Origin of the sequence: Prevotella lacticifex (assembly GCF_019973375.1) — a bacterium.
Classification (GTDB): domain Bacteria; phylum Bacteroidota; class Bacteroidia; order Bacteroidales; family Bacteroidaceae; genus Prevotella; species Prevotella lacticifex.
This window is the reverse complement of record NZ_BPTV01000001.1, coordinates 1017110-1034287: the sequence shown is the minus strand read 5'-3', so window position 1 is coordinate 1034287 and position 17178 is coordinate 1017110. Positions and strand designations below refer to the sequence as shown.

Sequence of the window (17178 nt, the reverse complement as noted above, 5' to 3'; positions counted from 1 at the left end):
ATCAATTAGTTATGGGCCAATTTTAGCAATTGATGGTGACGCATTGTTGAATCCAGGAGTATAAGTTGATACCAAAACCAATAAAACCCTTTGTGTCAGTGCCAAGGACTTTGACCCTTTGGCACTGACACAAAGAAAAACCTTCAAAACAGGCTGGCGGTGAGTTAGAAATTAGAAATTTGTAGTTAAGAAATCAATAGTTAGGAAAATCACCGCGCCAGCATGTTTTGTGTGTTTTACTTGCGATTGCAAGCCTGAGGCACGAAGGCTGTTTCTTCTCCGCCGCCGGCTTGCCGAAGCTTGCTTCGGAGCAAGCCGGCGGCGGAGAAGAAACAAAGGGCACAGCCCTTGCATCGCAGCAAGAGGTTTTATTTGGTTTTTGTCAGGAGAGAATGTGCATCCCCCTCGTACTTACTTATGAACATCAATCGTATCTGCCCTGCGCAATAGGGTGACGCATTGACGAAGTCAAGAAATATTTTTCCCGATTCCAAATTTCAGAGGGGTAGAAAGGGGTATAGAATGAGGTATAGAAAGAGGAGCAGGACTCTGATTATGCATTCTGCCAGGTTCACCATGTATAAACTAATGTCCCCATAATGACAGACCGATGGAATGGACATTAAGAATTCACAAACTAAAGCTATCTATTGCGCAATTTTTTACCTGCGAACTGACGAAATAGACTCACAAAAATAATAATAATCTATATATAATTGATTATCAACGAGATAACAATAATGCACAAACTGAAGAAATAGACCTTATATATTTGCTGCATTGGCAATTAATGCGTAACTTTGCCAAAATTTACAATGCAATGAACAACAAAATTATCATAATCTTATCTGTGCTGACCGCATTTCTCGTTACAGGCTGCAAGGAAACGCACAACAAAGCTATTGACATAGCATACCAACTAACGGCAACAGCACCGGATAGTGCCTTGTCGGTACTTAATGGAGTTGACCAGGCAAAACTTGGTAAAGCCGAAATGGCGCGGTATGCCCTTGTCTACACAATCGCACAGGACAAGAGCGGACAGGATGTTGACAACGACTCTTTGTTAAGAACTGCCTACACCTATTATAATAATAGAGAGCAAGATTCGCTCTATTCCAAGTGTGAGTACTATATGGGTAAATACTACATGCTAAATGACAGCACAGAGCAGGCGAATGACTGCTTGCAGAAAGCGGCGCAGTTTAATTCTTCCGTGTTTGGAGCATGGCTCCGTTAGCCGAATATGGTGCATAGACGGTACATGAAGAACGGGATGTCAGCCACTCCGTGCAGTTGAGCCTTAAAGCCTTTAATCTTGGAGTTGAATGATTCAGCCGAAGCGTTTGTATGCCGGTTTATAAAATAGTTGAGGACTTCTTCCTCCTTTGCCTTGATGCAGTCTCTGGCAGATTTGATTTCACGGATGGTACAATCGGCAACTTCCTTATACCAACTGTGCAGTTCCCCCTTAGCCTGCCCCTTTGTGATATTCTTCTGGAAGATGCTTCTTATCTTACATATTAGAGAGTAGCCCTCCCTGAGCTTCTCATAGTTGTCGAACAATATCTTTGCCCTTGTCTTCTGATTCTTGCCCCATTTCTCTCCAGACTTGTATAGTATGGTTCTTGCCCTTGTCAACAGCTCGACCCTCGTGTCGCCGTTGGAGAATGTCTGCGGTTTGAACTTCCGTTTGCGGATGCGCTTCCTTCCGCGCTTCTTGCCCTTGACGTTCTTGCTTGCCTTGTGGCTGGCATACCACTCCCTGTTGTACTTACGCTTCCTTGCCTTCTCGTCCTCACGCTGGTTGTGCTCTGCGGCCTCCTTCTTGGTCTTGGTTACGGCAAGGCGCTTGAACCTGAGCCGCATCTCGTCGAGTGCCTCACAAAGGCGTTGTACGATATGGAAACAGTCAATGACTATTGTGGCATTGGGGAAGCAGGTCTTTACGATACTGTACATTGAATCGCTGAAGTCCATCGTAACCTCCCTGACCTTCTCACGCTCCTCCTTGGGGATTTTTAGCAGGATTGCGCTGACCGTCTCAGCCTTCGTACCCTTTACCGAGGCTATAAGCGTCTTCTTCATGCCGTGGCCAGCCTTGCTGGTCAGGAACACATAGACCTCGCCGCAAATCTGAGTCTCGTCAATACTGCAATACTCGCTCAGATTCCCCGCCAGCAGCATCCAGTCAACGGCATGGTCTTTCTGCTCCCAGTCATTAAAACCGCTCAGGCTTTCCTTGTAGTACCTCCCAAGCGTACTTGGCTTTAGGTGGTAGTACTTCCCTACGGAACTGAACGTAACGGGATTGTTATCGAGGATCGTCTTTTAAAAAAACACCGAACTCTACAGAGAGTTCCGTGCCGTCCGACTTCAACGGATAATGGTTAAGGATTATACTCCTACCGTCAGCATCCTTGTAACGCCTGCGGCGGACATGGAGTATCACCTTGCGGTCGCGAATCGGATAATCCTTGATTGTCGTAGGCTCGGTAAAGCCGTTTGGAACAAGGCCAAGTGTCTCTCCCTCACGGTTGTCACGCTCATCTAGATATATGTGAAGTATGGTGCTGAAGAATCCGTCAAACTTCTTAGTACCGTCATTGGCTTCTTCTTCTATTCTCACTATATCAAACCAGTCCAACATACCATTGGGAAGGAAAAAACTGGCAAAAAACTCATACTTATTTGGAACTTCTTTATGCTTCATGATGCAAAGGTACAAAACTAATAGAGAAAATGTACCGTCTATGCACCATATTCTGGCTGGCGGAGCCATGCTCCAAACACGGAAGAATTAAACTGCGCCCAGAAAGCTGCTGATGTTGCTGAAAAGCAGGGCGACAAGTACACCCAATGCCTTGCCTTGGAGAAATTATCAAAAGTCTTAGGTAATTCAAATCCGCGAGCAGTAGTATTAGTGGCACGGAAAGCTGATAGAATATATTCCGGTTTGCCTAATGCTACTAATATAAACAAAGCGTATTTCAGGTTACAAGTAACCGATGCATTGTTACTCGCCGACAGTTTGGATTTGGCGGAAGAGGAGTGTGTTGCAGCAATAAAGCTGACAAAACTGACAGGGGATTCTATCTGCATTTCTGACGCTTATCAAGACATGGCTTCTATTTTGAGTCAAAAAAAAGATTATAAAGGATCTTTGTGGTGCTCACGTCAGTCGTGTGAATTAAGCAATAATAATGATGTATCTAAATTATTAAATTTAGCATGGGCTTATTTAGATGCAGATTCGTTAGAAAGATGCAAAGTCTTTATGAACAAGATTAAAGTTGATAAGCCTAACGACCTATACATTTATTATTATATACGACATTTGGCTGCAACAAAGGAGCACGATTATTCCAATGCTGTTTCATTTGCGGACTCAGCATATCACTATATAGAAGAGATGTATGGTAATGAGCTTAACGATAAGGAAAAGTACTATACTTCCTTGGTTACTGCTCAATACGAAAAGGGCATCAGCGAAGAAAAAGCAAATCTGCTAATATGGGTTATTGGTTTGATAGTTCTTTCAGCAATAGTCGTTGTAATTTTTATTGTTTATGCCTTTCGGCAGTATAAACTTAAAGCTAAAAGAAAAATTAAATACGAGAAAGAGAGGCATGAAATGGAGGAGAAAACGCACGAGGAGGAATTGCGCCATAAAGAAATTCAGCTTTCAACCATGCGCAGCTACCTGCTTAAAAAAATCAATATAGCAAAAAGGATAGAGGAAATACGTGGAAACAAAAAGGACGTTGTTGTGCTGACAGAGGAGGACTGGGAGGAAATCAGAATGTTTGTTGATAATGTCGAAGGCAATTTCATCTCAAGATTAAGGGAACGATTCCCTAACTTAAGTGATGACGATGTGAAGTTCATGATTCTTCTTCGCCTCAAAATGTCATCCAAGGCTATGGGATTGATTTACAATATCAGCGAAAAGTCAATCCGTCAGAAGCTTTTCGTGTATAAGTCAAAAGTTGGTTTGGAAGGAGGAAACAGCCCATCACTGAGGTCTTTTATTGAAGCTTTTTGATGCCCAAAAATGAAGAAATAGACATCGAGAATAGAGGTATTTTTGATAATATTCTGAATATAAACACTTTATGCAAACATCTATAACGGAAGAAATAGACATAAACATTTTTGATGCATCGAAAAAACTTCCTAATTTTGCAATCGGAAACTTTAAAAGACTTACATTATGAAGCAAATTATTTCATTATTGTTGATGTTGCTTATTTTATCCCCTAGTCAAGCCTCTACTATTAACGTCAAAAGGGCTGGAACAATGCATCAAGGTGGTGCACGCATACCATCAGCCACTCAGGTAGTAGCTGACTATGATAATGGCGTTATCACAATTGACGTCTCACGTTACACTGGAACCGTTCAATTGTACGTTTACGACGCTAACAATACTATCGTGAACTATGCAATCGCCACAATCTCAGGAAGTGGTACCGTCACCATGAATATAGGCGACACGCCACAAGGCACGTACAGACTCTGCATAGTGTTAGACAATGCCACATATAGTGGAGATTTAATAATCTGACAAGAGCCAAAGGGCAAATGTTAAATTAGGCGATTACTTACAACATAGGAAACAATTGATAAGTATCGCTACAGATAACTAATTATGGAAATATAAGGATAATACAAAACGGTATCGACACCCGTAACCGAACTATAACTAAAAATTATTAACAGATGAAAGAAAAGTACAGAATCGAAACGATTAAAAAAGCCGAGATGCTGGACGGCTATGTGATGTCGCTGCCACTGAAGTACAACACGAAGATAGGACGTGACGGCATGGGACTGAGCCAAGGGCAGCTTCAGCGCATCCTCATCGCCCGTGCTGTGTACAAGAATCCCGGCTACATTTTCCTCGACGAGGCTACAAACTCACTTGATGCCAACAACGAACGGGCCATCGTGGAGAACCTCGACACGTTCTATCGTGGCAAGACCGTCGTCATCGTCGCCCACCACCTGAGCACGGTCAGGAATGCCGACCAGATTGTCGTCATCGACCACGGTATGGTCGTCGAGACGGGCAACCACGAGACGCTGACAGCAAAACGTGGTGCATACTACAATCTTGTCAAGAATCAGTTAGAGTTGATGGTGTCGCATTTCTCATGGAGGAATGCCAGAGATTCCAGCATCCCGTCAAAGGTTAATGTTCTCATGGTAGTGTCTTCGCCTTCATTGTTGTCCCGGCGAAATGAGTCCATGTCGCCAGGCAATGGACGCTGAACATCTCACGAAGGACAGATGGTTGCACTACCGGACAATATTCAATGCCAGTTACGGATAAGCCAAACGTTTTGGAGGGACTGTCGTTTGTAATCCCCAATGGGGGTAAGGGGGCATTATGCTCGCATATCAGCCAACACATGGTAAAAAGCCTGTCCGAACAAGAGAAATCGCATTCTTGGCGGTTTTAACCACAACGCTCTGAGACTTTTAGTAGGGTTGCGGATTTGAGGTTTATGTAACACAATTTTAATATTTCTGCAAATACGCTGTAATTTTATACAGTACCTTTGCAACGTCATATTCCTTATATACTGTGAGGATTGATAAGAACATAATAGATGAAACAATAAAAAATAATTATACAATGAATAATAAGGTGATTCTAACGATGGCCTTGTGCCTATCTGTAATCACCCCGACGATGGCACAGAGTATCACTGGGAAAGTAGTGGATGACAAGGGCGAGCCTCTGGCTTTTGCCAATGTCGTACTTTTGAGCAGACTAGACTCCGCTTTCGTCAAGGGAACGGTGAGTGCAGAGGATGGACGCTTCTTCATCGACTCTTCCTGCAATGGTGGAATAATCAAGGTGACATCCGTGGGTTATAAGCCCACCTGCAAGGATTGCATTGGCGAGAATGTGGGTGTCATCACAATGGAAGAGGACAGCAAGATGCTCGGCGAAGTGGTGGTGAAATCATCACGCCCTGTTACCGCCATCAAGGGCAATGCCCTGGTGACAACCGTCGCTAATACCCAACTTTCTCATGCTGGCACTGCAAATGATGTGCTGAGACAAGTGCCAATGGTTACAGGAAGAGACGGCAACTTTGAGGTATTCGGCAAGGGTACGCCACTTATCTATATCAATGGGCGTGTAGTACAAGACAAAAATGAACTTGTGCAACTCAACTCGCAAGACATTAAGAACGTAGAGGTTATCACCAATCCTGGCGCCAAATACGATGCTTCTGTAAAATCTGTCATTCGTATCCGTACCAAGCCATCACAAGGTGAAGGCTTGGGTGGAACCCTTCGTGCCCAAAATGGCTTCCGACACTATTTTTCGAGCATGGAGCAAGTAAACTTGAAATACCGCATAGGAGGTTTGGAAGTATTCACCAACCTGAATTATTATGGAGGAAAATTCTATAGCCATGGAGTCACGGATATGGAAACGAGAGCCTCTACCAATTGGCTTCAAAACATAGAAAGCATTGGCCGAATGAGAAACAATGAGTTCTTCGGTAAGTTTGGATTGTCTTGGATGCTCAACGAACATCATTCCATCGGCGCTTATTATGTGAATGGTGCGGGATTACAAAAGGAAACTCCCGATTACCAATCCACTTCATATGCTAATGGAACTCTAAGGGATATGGTTTCCACCGTAGGATTCAACAGGACACATGCTGTGCCTAAGCATCATGCCAACATCTATTACTATGGAGAAGTGGGCAAACTTGGCATTGATTTTAACATGGACTACATGTGGAGAAAGAGGCGCAAAACTTCTAATCTGTCAGAGACAAACATAAACAGTGAGGACGATGTGGTTACATCCAATGGTGTCGGACACTCACGAATGTTTGCCGAGAAACTGGTATTCAGCCATCCTCTGTGGAATGGACAACTTGAGATGGGTAATGAATACACCGTTTCACAGACATTGAATGATTTCAACATCAACATGGCTACTATCGGAAATAGCAACACCAAGAGCGACGAGAAGAACATTGCTGGTTTTCTCTCAATTGGTCAGCAGTTCGGAAAGGTTGCCATAGAGGCAGGACTTCGTTACGAGCATGTCAACTTCAAATACACAGAAAATGGCCAACTCAAGGAAGACCAAAACAAGACTTACAACAACGTGTTTCCTTCTTTGTCTATTTCTACAGAGATTGGAAAAACGCAATTATCATTGAGCTACACAAGCAAGACACAACGTCCATCATACGATGACCTTGATGGAACAGTCGGTTATGTCAATCGCTTGACCTTGGAAAGTGGCAATCCTTATCTATCCCCTATGAAGATTCATTCTGTGGAGTTGATGGGTGCATGGAAGCAATTCTTTGCCAAAATTGCCTACGAGCATAGAAAGGATGCCTTCATCCAAACTACGAAATCTTATGGAGAGGACGGAGAGGTGAAGCTGCTCACAAAGGAGAACACTCCAAAGATAGAAGAGTTGCAAGCTTTCGTTGGTGCACAATTTAAGGTTGGAATTTGGGAGCCTAAGGTAAATGCTGGCATCGTTAAACAGTGGTTTACAGGAGTGTTTATGGGGGAGTGTAAATCTTTCGGCAATCCTTTGGGTATAGTACAGTTCCAGAATGCTATCCATCTGCCTGGTGACATTTGGATGAACATCGACATGGAATGGAACAGCCGTGGTAACAAGGACAATATGAAGCTCGGTTCTTCCTCGTACCTCAATGCCAAACTTTACAAAGCCTTCTGTAGAGACCATTTCTCCGTGTCGCTTGAAGCTGATGACATTTTCAACAAGAGCGATCGTAATGTAACATTCTACAACAAGGATGTGAAGCTTTGGCAAAATATGACGAGCGATAGCCGTGCCTTACTCTTGACATTGCAGTATAACTTCAATACTTCAAGAAACCGATACAAAGGAAAAGGTGCAGGTAATGAGGAAATAAGCAGATTCGAAAGATAAAAAGAGGTATCCGAAAATCTTTAAAAGAGTAGGAATATGATGTAATTTTTATACATTATGGAAACAAACAATTTGCTGAAGCTCTCAGAAAAAATGGGGCTTCGTGGATTAGAGGATGAGTGCATTGTCCTTGATGATGAACGTGCTGATGACATTTATGGCGGCAAGTTTGTCTGCTTTGGCGGTTACAACAACTGTTCATTTGGCAATTGTGCCTAAAATGGTACATTAGTATGTTTTTGAGTGTTGGCCTTTTGTGTCTGGTTTGACATAAAAAGTCAACTCTCGTTTTTACAAACGAATAGAAATGAATTACATATTATCAAAATACACCTTTGCTGTTTCTAAACGCACTTCTAGTGGTCAGGAAATTTGTTTGCTGTTTTCTGGACGAACAGGCAAAAACATTTTAGTCTCTAAAAAAGTTTTTTCTATAGTTGAGAATGGAAAATTTACCACTCTTCAGCCAAAAGTATTGGAAATTTTAATATCAGAGAAAGTTCTTGTTCCAAGTACAGAAGATGAATTAGATGAAATCAACAAGGAAAATAAAGTGCAATTATCAAAAAAATCCACTGATCGATTGTATGTGTCAATCCAACCAACAGCCGCTTGTCAACTTGCTTGCGACTATTGCGGACAAACTCATTCTCGCAAGTTTTTAACGGATAGCTTGATAGAGCAAATAGTTTGTCGAATCAAGCAAAAAATATCCCTAAAAGATACAAAGTCGTTAGAGATAGGATGGTTTGGTGGTGAGCCATTGATGGCTTTTTCCAAGATGAAAAAGTTAAATGAACAATTGAAAGATATTGCAATTAGTCGTAACCTAAAATATACAGGACATATAACAACTAATGGTTACGCATTGTCTCCTTCTATATACAAAATACTGAAGGAAGAATTCAATGTGTATCGTATAGAAATTACTCTTGATGGTAGCAAGGAATTTCATGACAAAAGAAGAGTAACGACAAGCGGAATTGGTTCTTTCGATATAATCTTCAACAATTTAAAGGCTATCACTCAATCCCCTTTCTATGATAAAAATACATGTGTGATTAGCATTAGATGCAATGTAGATGAAAGAAATATTGAAGGGGTTATGCCTTTGTTGGAAATGCTATATAAGCATAATATGCAGGATAAGATTATTTTCTATACAAGCCCTGTTGTCTCATGGTCTAACAATGGAGCAGGTAGTATGCTAGGACATAAATTGTTAGGAAAGTTGTCTTCAAAACATATAGACTATATGATAAATCATAATTTCAAGGTTACAATTCTTCCGAAAAGAGTTGCTCCTTACCAATGTATAGGAACAGACAATGATGCAGAAATGTATGATGCTGATGGAAATATTCTGGATTGTTCAGAGACCTCTTATTCCGAGTATTATAAGTCTAAAGGTTTCGTTTTGGGAAATGTAGAACAAAAAATAATAGTTCCGAATAAGCGTAGTTGTTTGCATGATGTTCCTCAAATGTTACTTGAAAAACGAGTACATCCTTGCAACAAATGTAAGTTTTACCCTCTTTGCGGAGGTCTATGTCCACTTGGCTTATTGGAAAAAGAACCACGATGTCCTTCTTTCATATACAATATTGAAGATCGGATATATTTGGATTATATATCAAAAATAAAGAAATAAAAAGATGAATATTATTCAATCATTTTTCAACAAACGTATAACACCCCAAAATTTAAATTATAGAGGGGGCTACTTATCTTCATTTGTATTTTGGTTATCAATTGCATATAGTTGTTTACTTCTCAAGCGTAATAACCCTACATTACGCTTGTTGTTTTATGGTAATGAAACAATTGTTCACATCTTGAAAGATTTGTTTAAGTTGCCATATGACAAATATTATATTTGTGATTACAACGGTGATTACAATGAATGGTTTTATTGTTGGCCCAAGATTTTAACTTATCAAAGACAAAAAGAGCCATTTTTACATATAGATTCCGATATTTTTATGTGGACTCCAATACCTGAAGCTTTATTGAAAGCTCCATTGGTGGCTCAACATAAAGAAAGAGACTCTAACTTTTATAGAGAAGTATTCAATGAAATAAAAAAGGATAATATCCAACTGCCACAGTACATAATGCAACATTGTATTGGGGACAAATATATATCCTCATTTAATGCAGGGATTATTGGTGGAAATGACCTATTGTTCTTGCAGCGATATATTAATAATATTATAAATTTTGTTTCAAAGAATAAAGGTAATTTAGATAAAGCTTCTCGCAAATTTTTATACAATGTAGTTTTTGAACAATGGCTATATTATGGAATGACCACTTTTGAGCATAAAGAGGTGTGTACATACTATAAAAAAGTAATTACTGATTTTGACATGCAAGATGCTACTGTTCCGACACAAACTGTTTCTGGAACACCTTTGAAATATATGCATGTTATGGAATACAAAGATAATATTCGTTGCAATAGGTTTATTGTTTATAATATGTTAAATGATTTTCCTAAGGAATACAAGCAAATTCTTACAGCTTGTGCCGAGATAGGAATAGATTGCCCAATATTTAGTAGTGACTTGGTATCAAAGAAATCTTTAAGATTGGAAAAGCTAAAAATTTTAACAAACTTAACGAAGTTGGAATCTGAGGAATTAAATGCATACGAAACTTTAAAGGAAAACTACAAGAATATTTTTCTAAAAAACAGAAAAGAGCTTATCAAGATACAGCAACACCAAATACAAATGATAAAAATGCTTCAAAATTCGTTAATATCTGATGAGCATAAAATAGAAATGAAATTGTCTCATACTTTAAAGTTTATTGAATGCAAAGAATCCCTGCTTGATTTACTTGTATTTAAGTCTAAGCATTATAAACAATCCAAATGCATTCTATGGGTTTACAACCCTATATTGAACAAAGTAGATGAGTTTGTTTGGTCTTATAAGAAAGTGCAATTTCTTAAAGAACTTCTTAGAGAAGAAAATGCAAACTTACTTCTGCTTCAAGCATATGGTAAAGCATTAGAAAAAGATTCTGATTTAAACACTTTTATAAGACAATGCGTTTTTGACGGAATTATAAATATTGAAAGAAAATGAAAATAGTCCAGACATATTATAGTTATGCTGATAACAAAAATCCGATTTATGATACTGCAGGTTTTCTTACTGCTGACATGAATTGGAAGAGCATGGCTTTAAGCTGCCTTCTTCTCAAAAAACATTACGGAAGCGTCACCTTATATTGCAACGGTAGTGTAAAAGAGATTGTAAGCAAATTGAAAATTCCTTATGATGAGATGGTTGTGATTCCAGATTTTATGCAAGAGTACAAAGGATGTAACCTTTGGGCTTTGCCTAAGATATATACATATTCTCAACAAAAAACTCCCTTTTTGCATGTTGATTGTGATTGGTTTATGTTCGATAGACTCTCAACACAAATAGAGAAGTCTGATGTCATAGGACAAAATATAGAGTACGACGACCAATATTATAACAAAAGAACATTTGAAAAAATGTTGAGCTATGGTTGTGAATTTCCTTTATGGATAAAAGACATTGCAGAGTCTAGTTCTATTCTTAGAGTTATAAACGCAGGAGTTTTAGGAGGACAAGACATCTCTTTCATCCAAGAGTATGTTGAGCTTATAAAGAAATTTATACATGCCAATGTTGATACATTGCGAAAAATCAATGACGGATTTGTCAATTCTATCTATGAGCAATTGTTTTTGTACTTTCTTTCCCAAAAACATAGGAAAGAAATAGGTCTCTGCACTGTTGGCGACAAACTTAGTACAAAATTCGATTGGCTTCCTATGGATTTTTCATGTTCTCCAAAGACAGGTTACATGCATATGCTTGCAGGAATTAAACGACAGTTCAGATCATATGTGTTTGTTTCGCAATACTTGCATTACATAAATCCGACAGTAAGTAATCATATTACAAAATACTGTTATGAACACAATATCTCACCATTGATAAATTTTCCAGAGCTTGGAATTTTCTTAGAGAAGAGTAAGTCTATGCAACAACTAGCAAAGGAAAATAACAATGAATCTAAAGTCCATGAAATATCAACCGCTTATGATGAGATTAATATAAAATTATCAAAGGATATACTTGAAATATTTCAGGAACAAAGTAAATGCAAAGACTTATTATGGAGCAATATTTCTCTTTTGGAGAAAAAGGTAATGATTAATCCAAAGTGTAAAATCATAAGTATTTCACATGAAGATATAATTCGCAATGTACTCCATCTAGATGATAATATTTTAAGAAAAGTTACGAATATAAAAGACCTCGCTGTTGTCATAACACCAGATGCAACATTGGGACAGCCCCAAAAGCTCTTATTAGCAGGTGTCAAAATGCAAATTATAGGGTATTTGCAAAATGTAAAAAATGCAACCTTTAAAGAAATTAAAAACTGCTTAGAGGTAAAGCAACAAGGTGAAGGCATAAGCAAAAAACTATATGAGAAAGATGTAGATAAGGTATTTCGCTCACTTGTTTACAGTAATATTTTAGTTTTTTCATAGACATAGTAAGAATAAAAAAAATTGATGAATAAATTTAAGGTAGAACGACAACATGATAGTATGCAATGTGGCATAGCATGTTTACAAATGATATGTAACTATTATGGCAAAGAGTATTCCCTTGATTCCTTGTCAAAAATATGTTTTGCTACAACGGAAGGAGTTTCTATGCTTGGAATCAGCGAAACTGCTACAAGTTTGGGCTTTCATGTAGTAAATGTTAAGTGTACAGTTAAAACTTTAACAGAGGTCTCTCTACCAAGTATCCTTCATTGGAATCAAAATCATTTTGTAGTCTTATATAGAGTAAAAAATGAGAAGAAGTTCTACATTGCCGACCCAGGAAAAGAATTGCTGACTTATAGTCTTGAAGAGTTCAAAAAACATTGGATTAGTACAAACTCTAATGGACAGGACAAAGGCATAGCTATGTTTTTGGAAACTACTCCCACCTTTTTTACCCATAAGATGGAAGACAATAAGAAAATCAGCGAGAAGAGATCTTTTCACTTTCTTTTTGGGTATGTGAAGAAATACCGTAAGTATTTCGGACAAGTCATCTTGGGCTTGATAGTCGGAAGTCTTTCGCAGCTTGTCCTTCCATTCCTTACCCAATCCATTGTGGATGTCGGCATCAAGAACCAAGACATAGGTTTCGTCTGGCTTATCTTGTTTGGGCAATTGATGCTTACCATCAGTCGCACCGCTATCGACTTTATCCGCAGATGGCTGTTGCTGCATATCTCCCTGCGCATCAACATCTCTCTAGTAAGCGACTTCTTCATCAAACTCTTGAAGTTGCCGATGTCTTTCTTTGACACAAAACTAATGGGCGACTTGATGCAAAGAATGAATGATCATAGCCGAGTGAACAACTTCCTTACACAGCAGACGCTCAACATCACCTTTGCCATGCTTACTTTCGTGGTGTTCTCGGTGGTTTTGTTCTTCTACAATAAGTTGGTGTTTGCTATCTTCTTGTTGGGAAGCATCCTCTATGGTGTATGGATGGCCTTATTCTTGAAGCGAAGGAAGTTGCTTGATTACGAATTGTTTGAGCAACAAGCCATCAACAACAACAAGACTTATGAGTTTATAACAACCATACAAGAGAGCAAGTTGCAGGATTGTGAGCAGCGTAGACGATGGGAATGGGAGGACACACAAGCTGAGCTATTCGGCGTACAGATGAAGTCGCTCAAACTGCAACAGACACTGGAGGCAGGAAGCATCTTCATCAACGAGGTGAAGAACATCATCATCACGGTAGTAGCTGCAACCGCTGTGATTCATGGGCAAATGACACTTGGTATGATGCTTGCCGTGCAATACATTATCGGGCAACTCAATTCGCCTGTAGAGCAACTGATGAACTTCTTCTATTCCCTGCAGGACGTAAGAATCAGCTTGGAGCGCATCAACGAGATTCACCGCGCTGAGGACGAGAATGGGAAGAATGGCCTCAGAACCTCGCTAACCGACAACAACAAGGGCATCGACATCGAGCACATTATGTTCAAGTACGACCCTCACGCTTTGCGCAAGACCTTGGACGACGTGACGATACACATCCCCAAGGGAAAGGTGACGGCCATCGTCGGAGCCTCGGGCAGCGGCAAGACGACGCTCGTCAAGCTTATGCTCGGCTATTATCCCGTCTTGGAGGGTCAAGTCAATATCGGTGGCACGGACATCAACACGCTCAACAAGAAATGGTGGCGTCGCCAGTGCGGTGTTGTCATGCAGGATGGTGTTATCTTCTCGGAGAGCATAGCAAGAAATATTGCCGTTGACGACGGCGACATCGACAAGGAACGTTTATTGAAGGCTGCACGGATAGCGTGCATCCACGACTATGTAATGTCACTGCCGTTAAAGTACAATACAAAGATAGGCCGTGACGGCGTGGGACTGAGCCAGGGACAGCGGCAGCGCATCCTCATCGCCCGTGCGGTGTACAAGAATCCCGACTACATCTTCCTCGACGAAGCCACCAACTCGCTCGATGCCAACAACGAGCGGGCCATCGTGGAGAACCTCGACACGTTCTATCGTGGCAAGACCGTCGTCATTGTCGCCCACCGCCTGAGCACGGTCAGGAATGCCGACCAGATTGTCGTCATCGACCATGGAAAGGTCGTCGAAACGGGCAATCATGAGACTCTGACAGCAAAGCGTGGAGCGTACTATAACCTTGTTAAGAACCAGTTGGAGTTAGGTAACTGATCTATAGAGCGTCCGCTTAATTTCGATTGATGAACAATGGCAATTGACACCGACAAAGCAAAAAAAACTTTTTAGACATGGACAACAAGAATGAATCAGAAAATATAGAACTGCGGAGTGAGAAAGTTCGCCACATCATCGGGCAGGTGCCTCCAGCCCTTGTGCGGACCGGTACGTTGGTCATTACGCTTGTCGTCATCGCCCTTGCCGTCGCCTTCTACACCATCCGCTACCCCATCACGATAGAGGCGCAGGGAAAGGTAACGAGCAAAGACTCGGTTGAGTTCCTTGTCCCTTACAAATACCTTTATCTCTTTGATGAGCCGCACACGGCATGCATCACCCTTGAAGGACAGGACGAAGATACCGCACCAATCGTGTGCCCCATCACCAGCCACAGCGAAAATCTTCTCATCGTAGACGGGAACCATTATTTTACCGCCAAGACCTCCATCCGCTCTAACGGCAAAAAGGTACAGCCAGGCCTGAAGGCCTCAGCTAAAATCACTATCAGTGACAAGACTCTGTGGCAGCAGGTCTTCAGGAAATAGTCTCCTCTTGCAGATTTGTGCTCAAAAAGTTGCTACCCATGTCAACAGACCATAGCACAGTTGGAGGTTGCCCCACGTTCTGATGTATTAAAGTAGGAAAGACATGACATATCCGACGTTATTTCTGGCATGTAGACGCAGAAATAGACCTATGAATTTAATTACAACCGATATATTGCTGGTTATCAGCCAATTAACAAAAGTACGCAAACTAAAGAAATAGACCTTATATATTTGCTGCATTGGTAATTAATGCGTAACTTTGCCAAAATTTACGATGCAATGAACAACAAAGTTATTATAATCTTATTTTTGCTGGCCGCGTTTCTCGTTACAGGCTGCAAGGAGACGCACAACAGAGCTATTGATTTAGCTTACCGATTGACAGCCACGGCACCTGACAGTGCTTTGTCCGTACTTAATGGAGTTGACCAAGCAAAACTTAGTAAAGCCGAAATGGCGCGATATGCCCTCGTCTACACAATCGCACAGGACAAGAGCGGGCTTGATGTTGACAACGACTCACTGTTAAGGACTGCCTACACCTATTATAATAATAGAGAGCAAGACTCGCTCTATGCCAAATGCGAGTACTACATGGGCAAATACTACATGCTCAACGATAGCACAGAGTTGGCTTTGGGCTGTTTACAAAAGGCTGCAAATGTCTCAAAACAGCACAGGGACAAATACACACAATGCATGGCACTGGAGAAATACTCCCGTGTTATAAGGCAGACAGACCCGCAAAGGGCTGTAAAAGTAGCAGGCATTGCTGAAAATATCTACAATAAACTTCCTGGCGCATCAAAATATAATACCATTTACCTCAAACTAAATGCCAGCATGGCATTGCTACTCGCTGGTAATGCAGCAAGTGCAGCGACCAAATGCAATGAAGCTTTCATTATTGCCAGCGAGCTGAAAGACTCAGACATCCTTTCTGATGTTTATCAAGACATGGCTGCTATTGAAAAGCAGCGCAAAGATTTCACAATGGCTTTACGTTATTCTAAAGCCTCTTATTCTACATGTTCAAAATTCGACATTTCGAAAGCATTGAACCTTGCTACTGCTTATCTTGATGCAGATTCCTTATCGTCTTGCAAGAAAATACTTAACTCTATCCATCCAGATAATGCGGAATATAAATATATAGATTTCAACATTAGGCACTTGGCTTCCATCAAAGCGCACGATTATGATGTGGCATACAACAACGCCGACTCGGCATACTACTACCTGGAGCAGATGTATGACAATCAGCTGGATAGCAAACAAGAATATTATAATTCCTTAGTGAAGACAAAGTATGAGAAGGGCGTCGCTAAGGGTGAAGCGCGATTGTTGTCATGGCTTATTGTAGTCACGTCTTTGTTTGCCCTTACAATAATTTTGTTTATTCTGCATTCTTACCGACAATATAAGTCAACCGCCAAAGACAAGCTAAAAGCAGAGCAAGAAAAATTGCTACAAGAAGAAAGAATACATAATGAGGAACTGCATCATAAGGAAATTCAGCTTTCAACCATGCGCAGCTTTATCCTCAGAAGGATAGATACTGCTCAAAAGATTCAAGAACTGAGGGGCAACAAGACCGACACTGTGCCGCTAACAGAAGAGGATTGGGAAGAGATAAGACTGTTTGTTGATGGTGTAGAAAGCAACTTTGTGTCCAGACTACATAGCACATTCCCCGACCTAAGCGATGATGACATTCGTCTTATGATGCTTCTCCGCCTTAAAATGCCCACAAAGGCATTGGCTTTGATATATGGGATTAGCGAAAAATCGATCAAGCAAAAGTTGTTTGTCTATAAAGCTAAAGTAGGAATTAGCGGTGAAAAGGTGTCTTTGCGTACGTTCATCGAAGCCTTTTAAAGTCTCTAACATTGCAG

At 40.6% G+C, this 17178-nt stretch carries 14 protein-coding genes and 1 pseudogene; 12 read left to right on the top strand and 3 right to left on the bottom strand.

Going from position 1 to position 17178, the window contains the following annotated elements:
• Positions 1–820: 820 nt before the first annotated feature.
• A complete protein-coding gene (locus tag LDN30_RS03810; RefSeq protein ID WP_223925537.1) occupies positions 821–1240 on the top strand; it encodes a hypothetical protein in 420 nt (139 codons plus the stop codon).
• On the opposite strand, the gene LDN30_RS03805 is transcribed toward LDN30_RS03810, so the two are convergent.
• The 3 genes from LDN30_RS03805 to LDN30_RS03795 form a co-directional block, all read right to left on the bottom strand.
• Complete coding sequence (locus LDN30_RS03805; RefSeq protein WP_223925535.1) at positions 1237–2187, bottom strand: transposase; 951 nt, start codon at positions 2185–2187, stop codon at positions 1237–1239. The genes LDN30_RS03810 and LDN30_RS03805 overlap by 4 nt on opposite strands.
• A 127-nt stretch (positions 2188–2314) precedes the next feature.
• Positions 2315–2713 carry an ISAon1 family transposase N-terminal region protein gene (locus LDN30_RS03800; protein ID WP_223927344.1) on the bottom strand — a complete coding sequence of 133 codons (399 nt, stop codon included), beginning with the start codon at positions 2711–2713 and terminating at the stop codon, positions 2315–2317.
• Between the two features lie 38 nt (positions 2714–2751).
• Positions 2752–3102, bottom strand: coding sequence for a hypothetical protein (locus tag LDN30_RS03795; protein WP_223928758.1), 351 nt, complete (start codon positions 3100–3102; stop codon positions 2752–2754).
• A 175-nt stretch (positions 3103–3277) separates the two neighbouring features.
• On the opposite strand from LDN30_RS03795, the gene LDN30_RS03790 reads away from it, so the two are divergent.
• The 11 genes and pseudogenes from LDN30_RS03790 (at position 3278) to LDN30_RS03740 (ending at position 17161) form a co-directional block, all read left to right on the top strand.
• Positions 3278–4045 carry a hypothetical protein gene (locus LDN30_RS03790; RefSeq protein WP_223928757.1) on the top strand — a complete coding sequence of 256 codons (768 nt, stop codon included), beginning with the start codon at positions 3278–3280 and terminating at the stop codon, positions 4043–4045.
• A gap of 168 nt (positions 4046–4213) precedes the next feature.
• Positions 4214–4567, top strand: coding sequence for a DUF3244 domain-containing protein (locus LDN30_RS03785; protein ID WP_223925529.1), 354 nt, complete (start codon positions 4214–4216; stop codon positions 4565–4567).
• Positions 4568–4773: 206 nt separating this feature from the next.
• Positions 4774–5139, top strand: a pseudogene (locus LDN30_RS03780) (ATP-binding cassette domain-containing protein); the annotation flags it as partial.
• A 502-nt stretch (positions 5140–5641) separates the two neighbouring features.
• Positions 5642–7957, top strand: coding sequence for a TonB-dependent receptor domain-containing protein (locus LDN30_RS03775; RefSeq protein ID WP_223925527.1), 2316 nt, complete (start codon positions 5642–5644; stop codon positions 7955–7957).
• Positions 7958–8014: 57 nt separating this feature from the next.
• Complete coding sequence (locus LDN30_RS03770) at positions 8015–8176, top strand: hypothetical protein (protein WP_223925525.1); 162 nt, start codon at positions 8015–8017, stop codon at positions 8174–8176.
• A gap of 88 nt (positions 8177–8264) precedes the next feature.
• Positions 8265–9608 (top strand): radical SAM/SPASM domain-containing protein, encoded by a 1344-nt coding sequence (locus LDN30_RS03765; RefSeq protein ID WP_223925523.1) that lies wholly within the window; start codon positions 8265–8267, stop codon positions 9606–9608.
• Positions 9609–9612: 4 nt separating this feature from the next.
• Positions 9613–11052 (top strand): DUF6734 family protein, encoded by a 1440-nt coding sequence (locus LDN30_RS03760; RefSeq protein WP_223925521.1) that lies wholly within the window; start codon positions 9613–9615, stop codon positions 11050–11052.
• Entirely contained in the window at positions 11049–12503 is a 1455-nt protein-coding gene (locus tag LDN30_RS03755) for a DUF6734 family protein (protein ID WP_223925519.1), read from the top strand. The genes LDN30_RS03760 and LDN30_RS03755 overlap by 4 nt, the downstream gene beginning before the upstream one ends.
• Positions 12504–12527: 24 nt before the next feature.
• The gene (locus LDN30_RS03750) at positions 12528–14729 is read left to right on the top strand and encodes a peptidase domain-containing ABC transporter (RefSeq protein ID WP_223925517.1); all 2202 of its coding nucleotides are present in this window, start codon (positions 12528–12530) and stop codon (positions 14727–14729) included.
• A gap of 77 nt (positions 14730–14806) precedes the next feature.
• Complete coding sequence (locus LDN30_RS03745) at positions 14807–15280, top strand: hypothetical protein (RefSeq protein WP_223925515.1); 474 nt, start codon at positions 14807–14809, stop codon at positions 15278–15280.
• A 282-nt stretch (positions 15281–15562) separates the two neighbouring features.
• Positions 15563–17161, top strand: coding sequence for a hypothetical protein (locus LDN30_RS03740; RefSeq protein ID WP_223925513.1), 1599 nt, complete (start codon positions 15563–15565; stop codon positions 17159–17161).
• The last annotated feature ends 17 nt before the right edge of the window (positions 17162–17178 follow it).